The following is a 17827-nucleotide window of genomic DNA, read 5'->3' on the forward strand; positions in this document are numbered from 1 at the left end:
CGAATCGCTGTGGGTTATCCCACGGCGCCTTCCAGGCTGACGCCGAGCAGCTTTTGTGCCTCGACTGCAAACTCCATCGGCAGCTCCTTGAAGACCTCCTTGCAGAAGCCGTTCACGATCATCGACACCGCATCTTCCGGCGACAACCCACGCTGCCGGCAATAGAACAACTGGTCTTCGCCGATGCGTGATGTCGATGCTTCGTGTTCGACCTTCGCGGTCGGGTTCTTGACCTCGATGTAGGGGAATGTGTGAGCGCTGCAACGGTTTCCGAGCAAAAGCGAATCGCACTGCGTGTAGTTGCGCGCGCCTTCCGCCGCACGGCCGACCTTCACGAGGCCTCGATACGCGTTCTTTCCGCGGCCCGCCGAAATGCCTTTCGACAGAATCGTGCTGCGCGTATTGCGGCCGAGGTGAACCATCTTCGTCCCGGTATCGGCCTGTTGATAGTGGTTGGTCAGTGCCACCGAATAGAATTCACCGACCGAGTTATCGCCCTGCAGGATCACGCTCGGATACTTCCACGTAATCGCCGAACCGGTTTCCACCTGAGTCCATGAAATCTTCGAATTGGCCTCGCGGCAGTCGCCACGTTTGGTCACGAAGTTGTAGATGCCGCCCTTGCCCGACGCATCGCCCGGATACCAGTTCTGCACGGTCGAATAGCGGATCTGCGCCCCTTCCAGCGCGACCAGCTCGACCACAGCGGCATGCAGCTGGTTTTCGTCGCGCATCGGCGCGGTGCAGCCTTCCAGATAGCTCACGTACGCGCCTTTGTCCGCGACGATCAGCGTGCGCTCGAACTGCCCGGTATTCTGGGCGTTGATACGAAAGTAGGTCGACAGTTCCATCGGGCAGCGCACGCCCGGCGGGATATAGCAGAACGAGCCATCGCTGAACACGGCGGAATTAAGCGCGGCGAAGAAATTATCGGTGTGCGGCACGACCGAGCCGAGATACTTTCGCACCAGTTCGGGATGATGCTGTATGGCATCCGAGAATGAACAGAACACAATGCCGAGTTCCGCCAGCTTTTCGCGGAACGTAGTCGCTACCGACACGCTGTCGAATACCGCATCCACCGCTACGCCCGCCAGCAGTTCGCGCTCCCTCAGCGGCACACCCAGCTTTTCGTAGGTACGCAGCAGTTCCGGATCGACTTCATCGAGACTCTTCGGACGATTCTTCTGCGTCATCGGCGCGGAATAATAGATGATGTTCTGATAATCGATCGCCGGGTGTTCGACCGTCGCCCAATGCGGCTCGGTCAACGTGAGCCAGTGGCGATAGGCCGCGAGTCGCCATTCGAGCATGAACGCCGGCTCGTCTTTCTTCACCGAAATGAGCCGGACCACATCCTCGCTCAGCCCGCGCGGAAGCGCATCGGCCTGCAGATCAGTCACGAAACCGTGCTGGTATTCGCGGCTGATCAGTTCATCGAAACCGGTTGTGGATGCGCTCATGCGTGGCCTCCGTCAATCGACTTGGCGCGGGCGTCGCGCCCGCGCGATGGGTGGAGATACTACGCGCGCGGATCGCGCTGATATCGACCGCGCGCAAGGTGGGGCCCGCCATGTCCGCCAGCGTGACCTGCTGCAACGCTTCGTAAATCAGGCGATTGACCTTCTGCCAGTTGGCGCGCACCGCGCACGCCGCCTCCTGGATACACAGGCCTGGCGTAGTGCTGCATTCGGTCATCCCGATCGGGCCGTCGACGACGGCGATCACCTCCGCCAGCGTGATCCGCGCAGGCGGCCGCGGCAGCAGGTAGCCGCCGTTTGTGCCGCGCAGCGACTCCACGACACCACCGCGCGTCAGCACTTTCAGCACCTTTGACACCGTAGGCATCGCGACCCCGGTCGCCGCCGCAATACTGCTTGCGCTGTGGACGGCATCGGGATCGCGCGCCATCGCAGTCATGATCACCGTGCCGTAATCGGCAAGTTTGCTCATGCGCAACATCGGAACATCTCCCGTTTTAATCAGGACCCTTTTGGTCCAGATTACATCGAAACGAAAACCGCACGTTTGGAGTGAGCGACACTGTCCTGTGTGGGGATTCCTGGCCACGTCGCGAATCGCTTTCCGTTTCGGGAGAAGTATTTCGCGAACGGCCCAACGCCAATTTCATTCTAGACCTGTATATATAACCTTGTCAGTGTATTGGTCTTCGTGACGGACCGCTCTGGCGAGCCACGCTCCGTCGACGGCGAATACCCACTCGCCCGACGAGACATCAATTGTTTGATATCCAGAATATCGAAAACTGATTTAAAAGCCGGAATCCGCGTGAAGGATGCGCGATGTGCATCGCCTATCTCGGGAGAGGCCCGCCGCATAGTACTTTGGGCTGTTGTGGCATCCGGACCCAGTGGGGCTACGGCCCGATCTTTCTGGTGATTGTGGTTGTGTGGAGTGTTGAGCAGGTGCGCGGACTGAATGTCGAACGCGCTCATTGCCCTCGGCCTACGTGTTCAGCGCCTACATGGAAGCCCGGAATCCACCGGTCACCGTTGCCAGTTGTCGCTGTCGGATGAATAATCGCCCGTCAAGATTCGGACGTTTACGTGCGCTAACGATGACGGCCCCTTTCGTCCGTGCCCGCATGAGATTGCTCTTCAAGGCGTACAGGCAATTAACAATTTTGCGCCGATAAATTCTGATTATTTCATTTTCAGAAAAAGTATTTTACAAAGTAGGCGTTTACCCATGATGGACACCTCCTGTTCCAAAGATAGGTGTCCACGAAAGCGGGTCAACTCCAGAAGGTCACATTCGGGTAGGTTTGGGTGCGACTTCTGTCCTTGCAATACAAGATCTTTGACTTTTCAGGATGTATCGTCAGCCCACACTCCGTCAGCGAGAGCCGCTCAATGGTTAGCGGCTCCTGCAAATGCGCACGGATGTATTCCTCCACCCGTCGTACATAAAACGGCGCAAGCGGTCTGCGCTCGCGCGTCATGCCGCTTCCTACGCTGTTCGGTTGACCGTAGATAAGCGCGTTCAGCAGTGTCGACTCGAACTGCTCAAATGCGAGTGGATAGCGCAGCGGATGCGCCTCCGTACTCATGATTTCCGCGAGCATCGGCAGCAACTGCATCAGGCACACCCCTGTGCCGACGTTAGTGCGAATTCTGGCTCGAATTCGATTTCCCCACCCGCCGCGTCGCCGAAATGACGCTGTGCATGACGCTCGAGCACATCGCGCTCGATACGCAGGATGGCCTGCGGGCAAGCTTCGCCCCACCGCATGCGCAGCGCCAGCGTGGGCGAAACCAGCGAGCCGGCGAGCGTCCATATTGAAGTCGACCTGCGCGTAGGGGAGCTCGTACAGTTTGCGCTGCTCGTCGGAAGGGCAGCCGTCACGGATCAATGCTCGCCTCGCATCCATCCCGCTGCATAGGGTATCTACCGAACATTTCATGCTTGCGTTGTCAGGATACCTGATATCAAATACGTAACTATCGCGACGGACAGGCGCGTCTTCCAGGACGCGCTTTATTTTGTTCTTTATATCAGCTTGCCTGATATTGCATCAACGGTGATCGGCGCCAGCATCCCCGTCACGCTCATCGCTGCAATCGCCTGAAACCGAAGATCCCTCAATCGCAGTTCAACAAAAAAACATACAACTGGTCTGGAGACATCACCATGCAATTGAAGTCGACTCACGTTCTCATGTTCGGTGCGCTATGCGCGCTGAGCACTGGAGCCTTTGCGCAATCGAGCGTCACGTTGTATGGCATCGTGGACACGGGGATCGAGTATGTCTCGCACGCGAACGCCAAGGGCGACAGCGTCTTTCGCATGCCATCCGTTACCGGAGAGTTCCCATCACGCTGGGGGCTGCGCGGCAACGAAGATCTAGGCGGCGGCTACAGCGCTGTCTTCACGCTCGAAAGCGGCTTTAACGTGCGCGACGGCAGTTCTGGACAGGGCGGGAGGCTGTTTGGACGCCAGGCATTCGTCGGCATGAAAAGCCCGTACGGAACGCTCGCGTTCGGCCGTCAGTACACGATGACCTATCTTGCGGTTCAGGGCGCCGACATCATCGGTCCGGACATTTACGGCATGGGCTCCCTGGATGCCTATGTGCCCAACGCACGCGCCGACAACTCCATCACCTATCTTGGCTCGTACAAGGGCTTTACGCTGGGCGCGGGCTATTCATTCGGACGGGACGCGGCGGGTACCGGCAACTCGCCGGGACAAGGAACCTGTACCGGCTCGGTTCCAGGCCACGCCACGGAATGCCGCGACTGGTCCGCAATGCTCAAGTACGACTCTCAATATTTCGGCGCTGCTGCGTCGTACGAGGAGCAACGCGGCGGCGCGACCGCAGCCGCCAACTTCTTCGACGGAATTGCGCCGACACCTCTCATCAACGCCGCGGACAAGGACGCCCGTACCCAACTGAGCGCCTATGCGCAGTACGCAGGCGCGAAGATCGGCGCAGGTTGGATTGGACGCCGCGTAGTGACCCAGTCGCCGACAGTACCGAATATCCGTTCGGATCTGTTCTTCCTGGGCGCTTCGTACATGGTCACGCCTGCGTTCCTCCTCGATGGCGAAGTGTTTCGGATCATCAATAGCGACCACGATACCCGCGCCACGATGGGAACGTTACGCACCACCTATCTTCTGAGCAAGCGTTCGTCGGTCTATGCGCAGGCTGCGTATCTGGCGAACAGCGCGAAGGCGCGCTATTCGGTCAGCGGTGGCGGCGGTGGGACCACGCCAGGCGCGGGCATGGGTCAAACGGGCGTGATGGTCGGCATTAAACACATGTTCTGATAGGGGGCGAGAATGAAACGAACTTCAATTGCTATGTGCGTATCGGCAGTGTCCGCGATGCTGGCGGCCTGCGGCGGCGGTTCCGACTCGCTCTCCACCAGTGCGACACAATTGCCTCGGCTTTCCGCAGCACAACCCGCGACGCTGTCAGGAAACTGCAGCGCGCTCGCCGCCAGGCTGACGTTTGCGGCCACGACGTTCACGTCCGTTACCGACGTGCCGGCCGGAACGCTCACGGTGGCAGGAAAGTCCGTGCCCGAACATTGCGTGATCGAAGGGAAAATGAATCAACGCACGAGCGCCGTTGACGGCCAAACTTATGCGATTGGTTTTGAAATGCGGCTACCTATCGCGTGGAATGGTCGCTTTTTCTATCAGGCCAACGGTGGTCTCGACGGTAATGTGACACCGGCGACGGGGGTGCTCAGTGGCGGGGGCCCGCTGAACAACGCTCTAAACATGGGCTTCGCCGTGATCAGTTCGGATGCAGGTCATTCCGGGTCGCAAAACCCGCTGTTTGGTCTCGATCCCCAGGCGCGCCTCGATTATGGCTATAACGCCGTTGCTACGCTCACGCCAATGGCCAGGCAGGTGATCAAGTTGGCCTATGGCAAGGGCCCCGACCGCAGCTACTTCGAAGGTTGCTCGAACGGCGGCCGTCATGCGATGGTGGCGGCAGCCAGGTCTTTCGCGGATTACGACGGCATCATTGCCGGCGATCCCGGCTTTCATTTGCCAAAGGCGGCGATCGGGCAGATGTGGAGCGCACAACAGCTAGCTACCGTCGCGACCGCCAAAACGTCGTCCGGAATTGCCGATATCACCACCGGCTTGACGACTGCTGAAAGGCAGCTCATCGCGTCGAAGATCATCGCGAAGTGCGATTCGCTGGATGGTGTAGCGGACGGGATGGTGCAAGACATCAAAGCGTGCCAGGCGAACTTCGACCTGGCCACGGACGTACCGACATGTTCGAGCAATGGACGCGACGGCACCTGTCTCACGGCGGCTCAAAAGCAAGCCGTTGGAAATATTTTTTCTGGGGCGAAAAATAGCGCTGGCACTGCGCTCTATGCGAGCTTTCCGTATGACGTCGGTGTCAACGGATCAGGCTGGGCCGCGTGGAAGCAAGGCAATTCGATCAGCCTTGACCCGGCCGCGGCGGCCTTCGTATTTACGTCGCCGCCGCAGAGCGCTTCGCTGCTCAGCTCCATCGGCGCCTACGCTCTGAACTTCAACATGGACAGTGACGCGCCGAAGATCTTCGCAACGAGCGGTGTCTATTCCGAGTCTTCGTGGTCATTCATGACCCCGCCGAACGAGACTGATTTGAGCGGTCTGAGGAGCCGGGGCGCGAAGTTGATCGTCTATCACGGGACGAGCGATCCAGTGTTCTCGTCGAACGATACGACCGACTGGTATCAGCGCTTGTCCACGGCTAGTGGTGGTGACGCGAGCAATTTCGCCCGGCTCTTCACGGTAGCAGGGATGAACCACTGCAGCGGCGGTCCGACGGCCGATCAGTTCGACATGCTGACGCCTATGGTGGCATGGGTCGAGCAAGGGCAAGCGCCGAACCGGGTCATCGCAACGGCTCGCGACACGACCAACGCGATTCCGAATGGCGAGGTGCCGACTAGCTGGGGTGCCGGGCGCACGCGTCCGCTCTGCGCGTATCCGAAGGTGGCCCGCTATACCAGCGGAGACGTGAACTCGGCAAGCAGTTTCACTTGCAGCTAAGCCACTGACCGTGTGAGGGGGGAGCGCCATCGCATCCGTGGAAATCGACGCTTTATGCGACGATCCGGCGCGCGCCGACGCAATGCGCCGCAGGATCGAATCCGCGAGCAGCGCGATGTCGTCGACACGCTCGCGCCCCGCGGGCAAATGAATCGGAAACGCACTGATCCGGAAATACAGATCGGCACGGAACTGGCCGTCCGCGACCATCCGCTCGAGCGGCTTGTGCGTGGCCGCGACGAGCCGGACAGGCGCCTGAAGGTGCCAGTTTCGATCAGCCGCCGCCGGCGCGCGTCGCGCGAGGCACAATCGTCAATCTGCGTCGCGCATGTCGACCCGGCGACCGGCCACTTTCGCTGGACCTGGCCGACCGCAGCCGCGCTCGCGGCCACCGGTTCGCTGACGGGATTGATGACGGGGATGCTCGGTGTCGGCGGCGGCGTCATCATCGTGCCGATGATGCGCAAGCTGACGGACCTGTCGATGCACGGTATCGTCGCGACTTCGCTGATGGTGATCGCACTCGTCGACAGTGGCGGCGTTCTCGCGACGGCCACGCACGGCGCAACGCTTCCACTCGAAGTCGCGTTGTGGTTCACTGGCGCCACCGCCGCCGGTATGCTCAGCGGACGGCTTGCATCGCATCACATCGCCGCGCGTCAGGTGCAACTGGGCTTTGCGAGCATCCTCGTCTGCGTGGCGCTCGGCCTGCTGGTCAAAGCGGCGCTGATTTGAGCGCTGCCGCTTCCCTCCAACCCACACGACAGTCAACCTGAACGATGATCGATCTCGACCATTTCACCCCGCTCGCGTCCCTGTGCGGAGGCCTGCTGATCGGCGCCGTGGCTGCGGCGATGGTGCTTTTGCTGGGCCGCATCGCCGGAATCAGCGGGATAGTCGGCGGCCTGCTGCGCTGGACCAGGCGAGACGGCGCATGGCGCGTCGCCTTCGTTGCCGGGCTGGTCGCTGCCGCGGTAATCGCGCGCGCGGTCGGTGCGCCCGTCGCGATCACCGTCGACGCGTCGTGGCCGGCCGTGATCGCGGCCGGCTTTCTGGTCGGCATCGGCACCCGCTATGGCAGCGGTTGCACGAGCGGACACGGCGTGTGCGGGATTTCACGCGGCGCCATGCGCTCGCTCGTAGCGACGGCGACGTTCATGGCGGCCGGTTTCGTCACCGTCTATATCATGCGACATCTTCTCGGAGCATAGGATGGCAACAGTCGTTTCATTCGTATGCGGGCTGCTGTTCGGCTTCGGCCTGCTGTTGTCGGGCATGGCCAACCCCGCCAAAGTGCTGGGCTTCCTCGATTTCGCAGGACGCTGGGACCCGTCGCTCGCGTTCGTGATGATCGGCGCGGTGGCTGTCGCAGCAATCGGCTTCGCGATCGCGAAGCGCCGCGGCAAGTCGCTGCTCGGATTGCCGATGCAGATTCCCGCGTCAACGCACGTCACGCGAAGGCTGATGGTGGGCAGCCTCGCGTTCGGCGTCGGTTGGGGAATTGCAGGGTTCTGTCCCGGCCCGGCGCTCGTTGCGCTCGGACTCGGGTCGGTGAAAGCGTGGGTGTTCGTGGCGGCGATGATCGCGGGGATGGCGGTCTTCGAGTGGTTGGAACGGCGCAGACAGGCGGCCTTGGCGACTGCCCCTTAACCTGGCCTTAAGGCGCGGCCGTGTACGATCTGTTTCGACTGAATCCAACTCACAGGCTCCCCTATGCAAGTCTCCACTGAACACCGCTATGATATCGTCGCACGTTTGCTCCATTGGCTCGTCGTCGGGCTGGTTGCCGCGCAGTTCGTGATCGGCTGGACGATGCCGGACGTGCACCGCGATACCGTGCCGGACGGCGAAATCGCCTGGCACCTTGGCGTCGGCACCGCACTGCTCGCAGCGATGGTGTTGCGGGTGCTGTGGCGCGTGACTCATCGGTCGCCGCCGGACAGCCTGCCGCCGCTGTTTCGCGCCGCTTCGAAGCTCACGCACCTCGCGCTGTATGTGCTGCTCGTGCTGGTGCCGCTGCTCGGCTGGATCAACGCTTCGTCGCGCACGTGGACGGTCCGCCTCGCCGGACTTGCTTCGTTGCCCTCACTGTCGGCACCGGGTTCGTCATTCGGACATGCGATGGGCGATGTTCACGGCGTCCTCGCTTGGGTTCTATTCGGCGTGATCTGCTTGCATATCGCAGCGGCGATGTTTCATCAGTTCGTCGCCGGCGACCGCGTTCTGCAGCGCATGAAGATCTAGCGGTAGTTCGAGCGCTGCCTATATTTGCCCGTCAAACAGGGCAAAGCTGCGTGGCATGTCACGCGGGCGGACAGTTTCCCGAACTGATGCCGTACGGTCGAATGTTCAAGCTGAACGGATATACCTTCGGTGAACGTACGATTCCAGTGGCCGTGATGGCGATGCTCGACGTGACCAGGACGAGGCTCAACCATGATGCTAGCGGCAATATCGTCTCTCCCAAAGACGGTCTGCCGATTTTCGATTCAGCCAGCATCTTCCTCGCCGGCAAGATCACCGACAGGATCGGCCACTGAGCATCGGACAACATTGATTTCCGTTGTGTCGACAGGATCATTGGGGAACGCAAGCGACCTGATTCTCGGTGAAGCTGGCGGGCCAACCACGGGTGTTCAAGGACCATCGTCGCCCAATCTCGCCTCGTGGCATTCGGGGCTTATCGGCCAGTACGTGCCCGTCCCGCCGGAAACCAGCGTGGAAGCATCGCGATCAGGACGTCGTCTTTAAGGAAGGCATGATGAAAAATAGCCGCGAATGCGTGCAACCCCGCAAGCCACATAATGGCGTCGCCGAGCCACGCGTGCAGCGATGCGAGGGCTGAGCCTGCTCCATGCGAACTACTGAGTAAAGGCGGAATATCGTAACCGCCGATCAGCGTCAACGGATGCCCTTCGAGCCACGCGCCCGAGATGGCGGTAAGCGGAAGCGCGAGGAGAAGCAGATACAGCATCCATCGAACGGTTGTTGCCATCACAGCTATCCAGCGAGAAATTGGAGGTGTCTCGGGACGCGCGTCGTATGCTCGCCACAGCAGGCGGACGAGGGTGAGCGCGAACACGCACAAACCCAAAGTCTCGTGCAGTCGCCGGTCGAACTCGTGCACCGAAGAGTAGACGCGCTGTTCAGATCCGCCGGGCCCATACATGAACGTCACGAGCACGACAATTGCCGTGCACCAGTGGAGGAATTGGGCAATTGAACCGTAGCGTGTGGCAGAGCTTTTCACTATAGCGCTCCCGATGTGTGCCCATCGACGAACGGTAGGCACGACCGCGACAACGGCAAGCCAGTGGATAACACACGCAGCTGCATCGTATCGTGACGTGGCATACATGGCTGGCCGGACGCTGGCGTATTGGATTCGTGAATGGATTCTACGCGCAAACTCTTGGTGAAATCTCAAGCTGTTGGCGGCTCACGTTTCAAATCTTCTCCGTCCAGCCAGGCGGCGCGGTGTGCAGCCGGTCGCGTGGCGAGCGCCCGCAGATCGCAGATCATTCCGCGCGGCCGGAAACACCTGGATTGTGGAAACAGATCAGTACCGCTGTTGCCGAGAAACGCGAGGCAACCACGCTGACGAACAGCCGGCGCGCGAGCGGAACAGAGTTCTGGTATCAGCTGTACGTGGCACCGGTGAGTGACGAGGCGGAAAAGGTTACGCATCACATCAGCGTGGTGAGCGACCTGACGGAACTCATTGAGTCGCGCGATCTACTGGTCAGGCAGGCACGTCGCGATGGGCTGACGGATTTGCCGAACCGCGTGACGCTGCGTGAGCTGATTGACACGGCGATTCTCGATGGTCACGAATTCGCGCTGCTGTTCATCGACCTCGATCATTTCAAGGACATCAACGACAGCCTGGGCCATGGCGCAGGCGATCGCCTGTTGCAAGAAGTTGCGCGGCGGTTGTCGACATCGGTCGGAACGGATGGCGTGGTGAAGCGATATGGCGGCGACGAGTTCGTGACGATGTTGAAGGGTTCAACCGACGATGACGAACTCTCCGCGCTGTTGACGCGCGTGCGCAAGCGCTGGACAAGCCAGTGCAAATCGACGACATGCAACTGCGGGTCCGGATGAGCATCGGGGTCAGCTGCTATCCGCAAGACGGCACTGAGTGCGAAACTTTGCTGAAACATGCAGACCTTGCGATGTATCGCGTCAAGGCAGGCGGGCGTAACGGCGTCGAGCGATTTGCCCCTTCGCTCGCGCATGCGGCGACTCAGCGTATCGCGCTATCGCACAAGCTACGCAACGCCGTCGAGCAGAACGGCTTTGAACTGGCGTACCAGCCGCAAGTGGACATACGCAGCTACCGGCTGACTGGAGTCGAGGCGCTCATCCGATGGCACGACGCGGACTTCGGCACGGTCAGCCCAACGACGTTTATACCCCTGGCCGAAGACATCGGTTTGATTGCGTCAATCGGAGAATGGGTACTGCAAACTGCCTGTGCACAGGCAAAGCGCTGGGAGGAAGTGCTGCCGGGGCTGCGCATGTCGGTCAACGTGTCGCCCAGCCAGCTTACTTCGAGTGATTTCGGCGCCGTCGTGCGTCGTGCTCTTGCGGCGTCACAATTGGCCGCGGACCGGCTCGAACTGGAGATTACCGAAGGAGGCCTGGTTGCACCGGGCGCCCTGCCCACCCTGCGCGCCCTGCACGACATTGGCGTGTCCATAGCGATCGACAACTTCGGCGCCGGTTACTCGAGCCTGGCTTACCTGCGCAGCTTTCACGCGGACCGTCTGAAGATCGACATGCCGTTCATCCGCGGCATTGGCAGCAGTCTCGTGGATGAGACGATTATCGGTGCGATCATCGCACTCGCCCGCAATCTGCGTTTCTAAGTCGTCGCGGAAGGCGTCGAACGAGCGGAACAATTGGCTTTTCTTGCCGAGGCCGGCTGCGAGATCGTTCAGGGATACTACTTCGCCGCGCCACAGCCAGCGGCGAATATTCCGGCCTACGCGGCGAGCCTAATGAGCGAGCTGCAATGTGGCTCGTCTTGAGAGCCCCCCGCGCGACGACTTCACTTTAGCTGTGCGACGCCAAAGAGCGGCGCCTCGCCGCTCTTTGGTGCGTCGTGTTTAACGCGGATCCGACAGCGTCTGATTGAGCGTCTGCCCAGCGATGATCACGTTCTGCAACGTAATGTCGTGCACGTTGTAGAGGTAGATCGGACCCGGCGTGCTGGCGCTCGCGGGGCCTGCGGCCACAGGCGTGCCGAAGTCGCAGTTGGAAATCGTCACTCCCGTGATTGCCGGTACGCTCGGCGCAGGCGCCGGACCGTTGTAGTCGAACGCAACTGGACCTTGTGCAACGATGGCCTGGAAACAGGAGCCGGTTGTACTGCCCAATGTCACGTTCGAAGCATTGACGTTCGTGATGTTGACGTTGTCAATGAGCGCGGGGCGTGTGCGAATCGCATCGGCGGCAGGCTGGTAATCGCAATCGAACGTGATCAGGCCGCCTTGAGACGCGGACGGGTTGGCGGCGGTTGCGGTGGCCACACCGATGGGCACGGTGCCGTTGATCGGACTACCCGTCAGCATCTTGCTGCCGTAGCCTCCACCCGTCAGGCTCACGCCGTGCGGAAGCGTGACGCCATTCACGTAGAAGTTCTTGACGTAGCCTCCACGGTTCATGTTCGTCTTGATACGGATCGCGATGTTCAGCGAATTCGTTGCCCAGAACTGATTGAGCATGGTCAGATTGCGCGCGTAGATGTTCTGCACGCCGCCACCCATCTCGCTGCCGAGCGTAATGCCGCCGTGACCGCTATTCATCATGCAGTTCTGGATCACATGGTTCTGCGCGGGTCCGTACTCCGTGTCGAGATCCTTGCCTGACTTGATCGCGATGCAGTCGTCGCCGGTGTTGAACGTTACGCTGTCGCACAGCACCGTGTTGCAGGCGTCGGGGTCGAAGCCGTCGTTGTTCGGTCCGATACTGTCGGCTGTCACGCCACGGATCACGACGTTCGTGCAGTCCGTCGGATGATGCTGCCAGAACGGCGTGTTGTTGGTTCGGTAGTTTTCCATCAGCACGTTCGTGCAACCGATGAACTCAACCATACACGGCCGCAGATAGTGGCCGAGACCAAAGATTCGCTGCGCGACCGGCACGCCCGCTTCGGAGAGCGCCGGCAGGTAGTTCTGGTCTTGCTGCCACGGCGTAGCCGGATTGGTCAACATCGCGTAGAGCGCGGCCGGAATGGTAGGGGCGACCACCATCAGATCGACGTTGTTCGGGTTCGTATAGGCCTGGGACGGCGTGGTCGACCCCGCGCAGCCGTATGCGCCGCTGGAACCCTTGTAGGTCCACCAGCAAGTGCTGGTGTTTCCGCTTCCGGCGAACGGCGTCATCGCCTGACCGTTCAGCACCGAGGTCGGGCCTTCGCCAGTCACCGCGATGTTGTTCGCATTTCGCGCGTACACGGGCGAGCCGAAGTTCAGGCAGTCGTTCGCCTGCCAGCGGCTGTAGTAAAGATTGCCGTTGGCGCCGCAGTTGACCGGACCGTCCTTCGCATAGTCGGCGGGATTCGGGCTGAAATAGATCGTGCAGTTCGCACTCAGATGGAAGTTGACGTTGCTCTGCAGCACGATGGGACCCGCGCAATACCACGTGCCCGCCGGCACCACGACCCGGCCGCCACCGGCTGCACTGCAGGCCGCGATTGCCGCGAGGAAAGCGGGACGTGAATCGAACGATCCCGGTGCGTTGGTCGCGCCGGCCCCCGTACTCAGGGGCGATGAACTGCCGGTGTAGGGGTTGGCCTGGGCAATGACCGCGCACGGTTGCGCACCGTACTGCTCGACCTGGAAATCGACGGCCGGGAACGCGCTCTGCGTGATCTTCTGCAGCGCATTAATGATGTTCGTCGCTGAGCCGTTGGGACCCCAGATCGGGTCGGCCGCAGCCGTTGACGGCGTGCTTCCCGTCGCTGGCGTGGAACTACTGCTTCCGCCTGCCGCGGAAGCGGAAACTCCGCCGCCGCAAGCCTGCAGGAGTGCGCTGCCGGCGAGCGCGCCTCCGAGGCCAATGAAGCCACGGCGCGAAATGCGCAAGGTGTCGCCCGTTGCGGGCGCATTTTTATCAAGATCGCACGACAGCTTGGACATGGAGTCCCCTCCGGACAAATAGTTGTAGGCGCACGAGAGAATCGTCATCGCGCATGTTGTATGACAAGTCTAGAAGAGTAAAGACAAGACGCGGGTCAGTACATATCGTGGAAACCCTTACTAAATGTTTCCTCGATAGCATTCGCGAGGTGTGAAGAGGGTTCGGATCGCTTTTGGAAACTGGCGCGGGCGCTTCGACTAGAATAATTTCGACGTGCGGCTCCGGATTCGATGCACCACACCCGTTAATAGGTATCGCCATGAACGACGGAAGGCTCGTATTGCATGCGCGACATCGGGTTGAGGGCGGCGGCCTGCTGGTCGCCGCAGCCTGCGGCCAGCCTGCCAATAGGCACAGCGCTTTGCATATAAGCGATCGATGAAATCGCGATCCGCCGCCTGCACTGCTGTCCTGATGATCGCAACGTGCATTGCGGGCATCATGCAGACCTCACCAGTAGCGGCACAGGCATGGCGCGACCTCGCGCCGCAACCCGCACCGCAGGCGCCGCGAAGCGCGTCGTCACCCTCCTCCCCGGAAGCGCAGGCCGAGTCTGCACGGGTCGCTGTCGAGCGGCTTGCCGGGCTCGTCTTCGAACCAGCCGGCGCGTCCGCGGCGGCATCGCCGAGGCAGCAAGGTCGTATCGTCGCGCAAGGATTGCCCGTACTCGACGCCGCCTTCCTGCAGAGCTTCGCCACGGACCTCGACAAGCCGCTGACCTTCGGCCGCCTCGCCGAGATACGCCGCGCCGTGGTCGCGCGTTATCGGGCGGCGGGAAAGCCGCTCGTCGACGTCTACGTGCCGGAACAGGACGTGAGCTCGGGTGTCGTGCGTATCGCCATTGCCGAATTCAAACTGGGTCGGGTTCACGCCAGCGGCAACACCTACTTTTCGAGCAGGCTTCTCGAACGTGAAATGCCGCTCGAGCCCGGCGGACCGATCCTGCAATCGGCGGTCTCGAAGGGACTTGCGGTGCTCAACGCGAATCCTTACCGACGGGTCGATGCTGTTTTTGCGCCCGGTGAGGCCGCCGACACGACCGACGTCGTGTTGCAAACCGAAGACCGGCTGCCGCTTCGCGTAAGCGCGGGTTATGACAATGAAGGCGTGCCGGAGCTCGGTCGTGATCGGTTCTTTGCAGGCATAGGCTACGGCAACCTGCTTGGTCTCGATCAGCAGATCGCCTATCAATTCACGGCCAGCAACGATTTTTTCAGCGGCAATCCGAATATCGAAGGCCGCCCGAACCGCGCCCGCTTCACCGCGCACGCGCTGAACTATACGGCGCCGCTGCCTTGGCTCGACAGTATCGAGTTGTTCGGCGTCTACGCGCAGAGCACGCCACGGTTGCCCGACACGTATGGGCAAACGGGCATTTCTGCGCAGCTCAGCTTTCGCTACGACTTGCGTCTGCCGACCATCACGGACACGACACAGTTGATCCAGATCGGATACGACTTCAAGCGCAGCAACAACGATCTGGAATTTGGCGGCTCCCAGGTTTTCAACTCGAATACGCACATACATCAGTTCGTGTTGTCTTACGACATCAGCAAACCGACCGAGGCTGGCACGGCGCACGCCGCGGCGACACTCGTCGCCAGTCCGGGCGGACTGGATGGCAACAATCAGGATTCGGCATTTAACGCCGCGCGGCAGGGCGCGACGGCCCGCTACGTCTATATGCAATTGACAGCGTCTCGTGCCACCGCGCTTGGGGCTGGCTTCACGCTGATCACGAACGGAACGTTCCAGTGGACGCCGAACACGTTATTACCGAGCGAGGAGATGGGGCTCGGCGGGGAGTCCAGTGTGCGAGGCTACGACCCATACGTCACGCTCGGCGATCGCGGCTGGAACATTCAGACCGAGGTGCGCACGCCTGCGATCTCGCTCGGCGCGAGCAACGCAGTCGTGCAACCCTTTGTGTTTTTCGATGCGGGCCGCGTATGGAGCACGATCGACCAGCCAGCCGAAACTAACCCCGGTCTGCTCGCGGGCATCGGCGCGGGCGTGCGCGTCCAATGGTCGAGATTCGTGGATTTGCGCTGCACCTATGGCGCGCCGTTACGCTCGGCGACACCAAATGGTTCGAAGGCGCCGATCGTGCTCTTGTACGTGTCGGTCGGAACGTGAGCCGTCGATAGATGCCCCATGTTCGACACGGCCCGCCGCCGTGTCTGCCTTCGTTGCGCCGTCATCCGGCCGAGTCCGAGCCCTGCTCGGGCTCCCAATCGCGCGCGGCGGCGAGACAGGCGCGGACTTCTTCATCGGTCGTCTGGTCGAAATTCACATAGAACCCGCCGATCCCCATCAACCAATCCGGCTGCAGCACGCTCACGAACGCGTGCGCGATTCCTTCGAATGCCGTGCACGCATCGGATTGCGACACCGGGATCGCCACCACGATCCGAGCGGGATGTCTGCTGCGGAGTGCGTCGAGCGCCGCATGCATCGATGCCCCCGTCGCGATGCCGTCGTCGACCACGATCACCGTCTTGCCCTGTACTGGCACCGGCGGGCATTCCCCACGGTACGCCAGTTCCCTGCGCGCGAGTTCGGCTGTTTCGCGCGCGATCACGTCGGCCAATTGGGCGTCACTGATTTGCAGTTCGCGAAGCACCGACCTTTCCAGATGAAGGGCGCCCCCCGTCGCGATGGCGCCCATCGCCAGTTCCTCGTCTTGCGGCGCCCCAAGCTTTCTGACGACGAGAACGTCGAGCTTCGCGTGCAATGCCCGTGCAACTTCGAACGCGACAGGAACGCCGCCGCGCGGCAGAGCCAGCACCACCAGATCGCCGCGACCCTGATAGTCGCGCAGTGCGTGGGCCAGCTGTCTGCCAGCGTCGGCGCGGTCGCGAAACAGGTTGCCCATCGCTTTTCCTCCCGCAACGTCGGTGCGCGTTGCCAGAGCCACTATGCCATCAATCGGCCGCAGCAAGCGTCCTCCTGAACGGAGAAGTTTTCACGGGTCTCGCCGGCGATGCCGGTACAGGGGCATGCTTCCATGGCCGCTACCTCGCGCTCGATGCGTCACCTGGCGAATTCGCACTGCCGACTGCGATGCGGCGGTGAATTACCGGTCACGCGCTCCACGAACGTCGCGTCAAAACGCAACGCTGAACGCTGTCACGAATTCGTCGAGCCGCGCGCGATCGAGCCCGTCGATACCGGCGGCAGCGACCCTGCCGTTTCCTCCGAACTTCCTGCAAAGGACGTCGGCGCCTCGCGGACAATCGAGCGGAGCCCGTACGCTCGCCGTGTATCGGCCATCGGCGCCGGCCGTCAGCACCGCGTGCGCTCGCGCCGGGTCGCGTCGCGCGACGAGATTGGCGAAATCGCCTCGCACGCGCCGCGCCCACGCCGCGTCGGGAAGAATGTGCAGCGTTCCATTGGCGAGCCGCCGCGTTACCGCGAGTCCCAAGGCCAGTTCGAGGTCTTCCGTTCGTCGCGCCTGCAGTTCGGGCAGCACGCCGGTCGACGCAATGAACTCGAGCGGATCCGAATAGGGTTGAATGGCGCGATACATCTCGACAGGATCGACGGCAAGATCGACGACGCTGTCCCCGTAGGCGTTGTAGTTGATCGCTTCGCCGAGTTCGCGCAGTTTGCGCTCATCGGACGAGTTCACCGCGCACGCACTGGCGGCCCGATGCGCGGCCCGATGCAGGTTGTCGCCATAGGCCGCGACCACCGCCCATCGCGTGTACCGGCCTTGAAGATGGCGGTCCACGATCAGCGCAGTGCACCTATCCGGTGACGTATCGATATGCGTCGTCAGCAGCGCGTGTGCGGGGATGGGACCGGGGAAATGATGATCGAAATAGTCGATCTTTACACCAAGATCCAGCAACGCGATGAGTGGCTCGCGGTTCGAGTCGAGCGAAATATCCAGCACGGTCACGCTGTCGCCCGGCTGCGCGTTCGCGCGTTGCAGAAGCGTTATCTCGCGCTTGGCTCCCGTGATCAGGATGGTGTCGGCAGGCTCGGCGAGCCGCAACTGATGCAGCGCGCAGATGCCGTCGGCATCGCCATTGAAAATATCGAATCGCTTCATCCGCTGCTCCACCGGCGCGTTGCTGCCACGATCGCACGCGGCTTGACTGCGGTCAATCGGTGACCCACGCTCCATTTCGTATGGAAG

At 61.4% G+C, this 17827-nt stretch carries 13 protein-coding genes and 4 pseudogenes; 9 read left to right on the forward strand and 8 right to left on the reverse strand.

Annotated features, from left to right (window positions below):
- Positions 1 to 14 precede the first annotated feature (14 nt).
- The 3 genes and pseudogenes from sufB to OKW37_RS36255 form a co-directional block, all read right to left on the reverse strand.
- Positions 15 to 1463 (reverse strand): Fe-S cluster assembly protein SufB, encoded by a 1449-nt coding sequence (gene sufB / locus OKW37_RS36245; protein WP_429402417.1) that lies wholly within the window; start codon positions 1461 to 1463, stop codon positions 15 to 17.
- Positions 1435 to 1962, reverse strand: a complete 528-nt coding sequence (locus OKW37_RS36250; RefSeq protein ID WP_429402416.1) for an SUF system Fe-S cluster assembly regulator — start codon at positions 1960 to 1962, stop codon at positions 1435 to 1437. Before OKW37_RS36250 ends, sufB begins: the two co-directional genes overlap by 29 nt.
- Positions 1963 to 2860: 898 nt before the next feature.
- Positions 2861 to 3282, reverse strand: a pseudogene (locus tag OKW37_RS36255) (AraC family transcriptional regulator); the annotation flags it as partial.
- Positions 3283 to 3651: 369 nt separating this feature from the next.
- On the opposite strand from OKW37_RS36255, the gene OKW37_RS36260 reads away from it, so the two are divergent.
- Both OKW37_RS36260 and OKW37_RS36265 read left to right on the forward strand, forming a co-directional pair.
- Positions 3652 to 4794 carry a porin gene (locus OKW37_RS36260; RefSeq protein WP_184058736.1) on the forward strand — a complete coding sequence of 381 codons (1143 nt, stop codon included), beginning with the start codon at positions 3652 to 3654 and terminating at the stop codon, positions 4792 to 4794.
- Between the two features lie 12 nt (positions 4795 to 4806).
- Positions 4807 to 6534, forward strand: coding sequence for a tannase/feruloyl esterase family alpha/beta hydrolase (locus OKW37_RS36265; protein WP_429402414.1), 1728 nt, complete (start codon positions 4807 to 4809; stop codon positions 6532 to 6534).
- A gap of 69 nt (positions 6535 to 6603) precedes the next feature.
- On the opposite strand, the pseudogene OKW37_RS36270 reads toward OKW37_RS36265, so the two are convergent.
- Positions 6604 to 6795: pseudogene (locus tag OKW37_RS36270) on the reverse strand (sigma 54-interacting transcriptional regulator); the annotation flags it as partial.
- A 21-nt stretch (positions 6796 to 6816) separates the two neighbouring features.
- Between OKW37_RS36270 and OKW37_RS36275 the strand changes: the two are divergent.
- From OKW37_RS36275 to OKW37_RS36295, 5 genes and pseudogenes are all read left to right on the forward strand, one after another.
- Positions 6817 to 7269 (forward strand): annotated as a pseudogene (locus tag OKW37_RS36275) (TSUP family transporter); the annotation flags it as partial.
- A 44-nt stretch (positions 7270 to 7313) separates the two neighbouring features.
- The gene (locus OKW37_RS36280) at positions 7314 to 7745 is read left to right on the forward strand and encodes a YeeE/YedE family protein (protein ID WP_429402413.1); all 432 of its coding nucleotides are present in this window, start codon (positions 7314 to 7316) and stop codon (positions 7743 to 7745) included.
- 1 nt (position 7746) lies between these two features.
- Positions 7747 to 8184, forward strand: coding sequence for a YeeE/YedE family protein (locus OKW37_RS36285; protein ID WP_184058742.1), 438 nt, complete (start codon positions 7747 to 7749; stop codon positions 8182 to 8184).
- Between the two features lie 63 nt (positions 8185 to 8247).
- Positions 8248 to 8778: a cytochrome b gene (locus tag OKW37_RS36290; protein ID WP_429402412.1), complete on the forward strand. Its 531-nt coding sequence runs from the start codon at positions 8248 to 8250 to the stop codon at positions 8776 to 8778.
- Between the two features lie 101 nt (positions 8779 to 8879).
- Positions 8880 to 9074: a hypothetical protein gene (locus OKW37_RS36295; protein WP_260321064.1), complete on the forward strand. Its 195-nt coding sequence runs from the start codon at positions 8880 to 8882 to the stop codon at positions 9072 to 9074.
- A gap of 140 nt (positions 9075 to 9214) precedes the next feature.
- Here the strand turns inward: OKW37_RS36295 and OKW37_RS36300 are convergent, their stop codons facing one another.
- Positions 9215 to 9784 (reverse strand): cytochrome b, encoded by a 570-nt coding sequence (locus OKW37_RS36300; protein WP_311734856.1) that lies wholly within the window; start codon positions 9782 to 9784, stop codon positions 9215 to 9217.
- A gap of 536 nt (positions 9785 to 10320) precedes the next feature.
- Here OKW37_RS36300 and OKW37_RS36305 point away from each other — a divergent pair.
- A pseudogene (locus tag OKW37_RS36305) lies at positions 10321 to 11570 on the forward strand (putative bifunctional diguanylate cyclase/phosphodiesterase).
- A 78-nt stretch (positions 11571 to 11648) separates the two neighbouring features.
- On the opposite strand, the gene OKW37_RS36310 reads toward OKW37_RS36305, so the two are convergent.
- The gene (locus tag OKW37_RS36310; protein ID WP_429402411.1) at positions 11649 to 13682 is read right to left on the reverse strand and encodes a glycoside hydrolase family 28 protein; all 2034 of its coding nucleotides are present in this window, start codon (positions 13680 to 13682) and stop codon (positions 11649 to 11651) included.
- A 415-nt stretch (positions 13683 to 14097) separates the two neighbouring features.
- On the opposite strand from OKW37_RS36310, the gene OKW37_RS36315 reads away from it, so the two are divergent.
- Positions 14098 to 15819 carry a ShlB/FhaC/HecB family hemolysin secretion/activation protein gene (locus OKW37_RS36315; RefSeq protein WP_429402539.1) on the forward strand — a complete coding sequence of 574 codons (1722 nt, stop codon included), beginning with the start codon at positions 14098 to 14100 and terminating at the stop codon, positions 15817 to 15819.
- A gap of 61 nt (positions 15820 to 15880) precedes the next feature.
- Here OKW37_RS36315 and OKW37_RS36320 read toward each other — a convergent pair whose 3' ends face one another.
- Entirely contained in the window at positions 15881 to 16558 is a 678-nt protein-coding gene (locus OKW37_RS36320; RefSeq protein ID WP_429402538.1) for a phosphoribosyltransferase, read from the reverse strand.
- 231 nt (positions 16559 to 16789) lie between these two features.
- Complete coding sequence (locus OKW37_RS36325) at positions 16790 to 17740, reverse strand: acetyltransferase (protein ID WP_429354986.1); 951 nt, start codon at positions 17738 to 17740, stop codon at positions 16790 to 16792.
- Between the last annotated feature and the right edge of the window lie 87 nt (positions 17741 to 17827).

The sequence above is a fragment of the Paraburkholderia sp. MM5482-R2 genome, from assembly GCF_050436125.1.
GTDB classification, from domain to species: domain Bacteria; phylum Pseudomonadota; class Gammaproteobacteria; order Burkholderiales; family Burkholderiaceae; genus Paraburkholderia; species Paraburkholderia tuberum.

Bases quoted from the DNA above. Each gene is read 5' to 3' on its own strand.
- sufB (WP_429402417.1), bottom strand. From the start codon at position 1,463: ATGAGCGCATCCACAACCGGTTTCGATGAACTGATCAGCCGCGAATAC.
- OKW37_RS36250 (WP_429402416.1), bottom strand. From the start codon at position 1,962: ATGTTGCGCATGAGCAAACTTGCCGATTACGGCACGGTGATCATGACT.
- OKW37_RS36260 (WP_184058736.1), top strand. From the start codon at position 3,652: ATGCAATTGAAGTCGACTCACGTTCTCATGTTCGGTGCGCTATGCGCG.
- OKW37_RS36265 (WP_429402414.1), top strand. From the start codon at position 4,807: ATGAAACGAACTTCAATTGCTATGTGCGTATCGGCAGTGTCCGCGATG.
- OKW37_RS36280 (WP_429402413.1), top strand. From the start codon at position 7,314: ATGATCGATCTCGACCATTTCACCCCGCTCGCGTCCCTGTGCGGAGGC.
- OKW37_RS36285 (WP_184058742.1), top strand. From the start codon at position 7,747: ATGGCAACAGTCGTTTCATTCGTATGCGGGCTGCTGTTCGGCTTCGGC.
- OKW37_RS36290 (WP_429402412.1), top strand. From the start codon at position 8,248: ATGCAAGTCTCCACTGAACACCGCTATGATATCGTCGCACGTTTGCTC.
- OKW37_RS36295 (WP_260321064.1), top strand. From the start codon at position 8,880: ATGTTCAAGCTGAACGGATATACCTTCGGTGAACGTACGATTCCAGTG.
- OKW37_RS36310 (WP_429402411.1), bottom strand. From the start codon at position 13,682: ATGTCCAAGCTGTCGTGCGATCTTGATAAAAATGCGCCCGCAACGGGC.
- OKW37_RS36315 (WP_429402539.1), top strand. From the start codon at position 14,098: ATGATCGCAACGTGCATTGCGGGCATCATGCAGACCTCACCAGTAGCG.
- OKW37_RS36320 (WP_429402538.1), bottom strand. From the start codon at position 16,558: ATGGGCAACCTGTTTCGCGACCGCGCCGACGCTGGCAGACAGCTGGCC.
- OKW37_RS36325 (WP_429354986.1), bottom strand. From the start codon at position 17,740: ATGAAGCGATTCGATATTTTCAATGGCGATGCCGACGGCATCTGCGCG.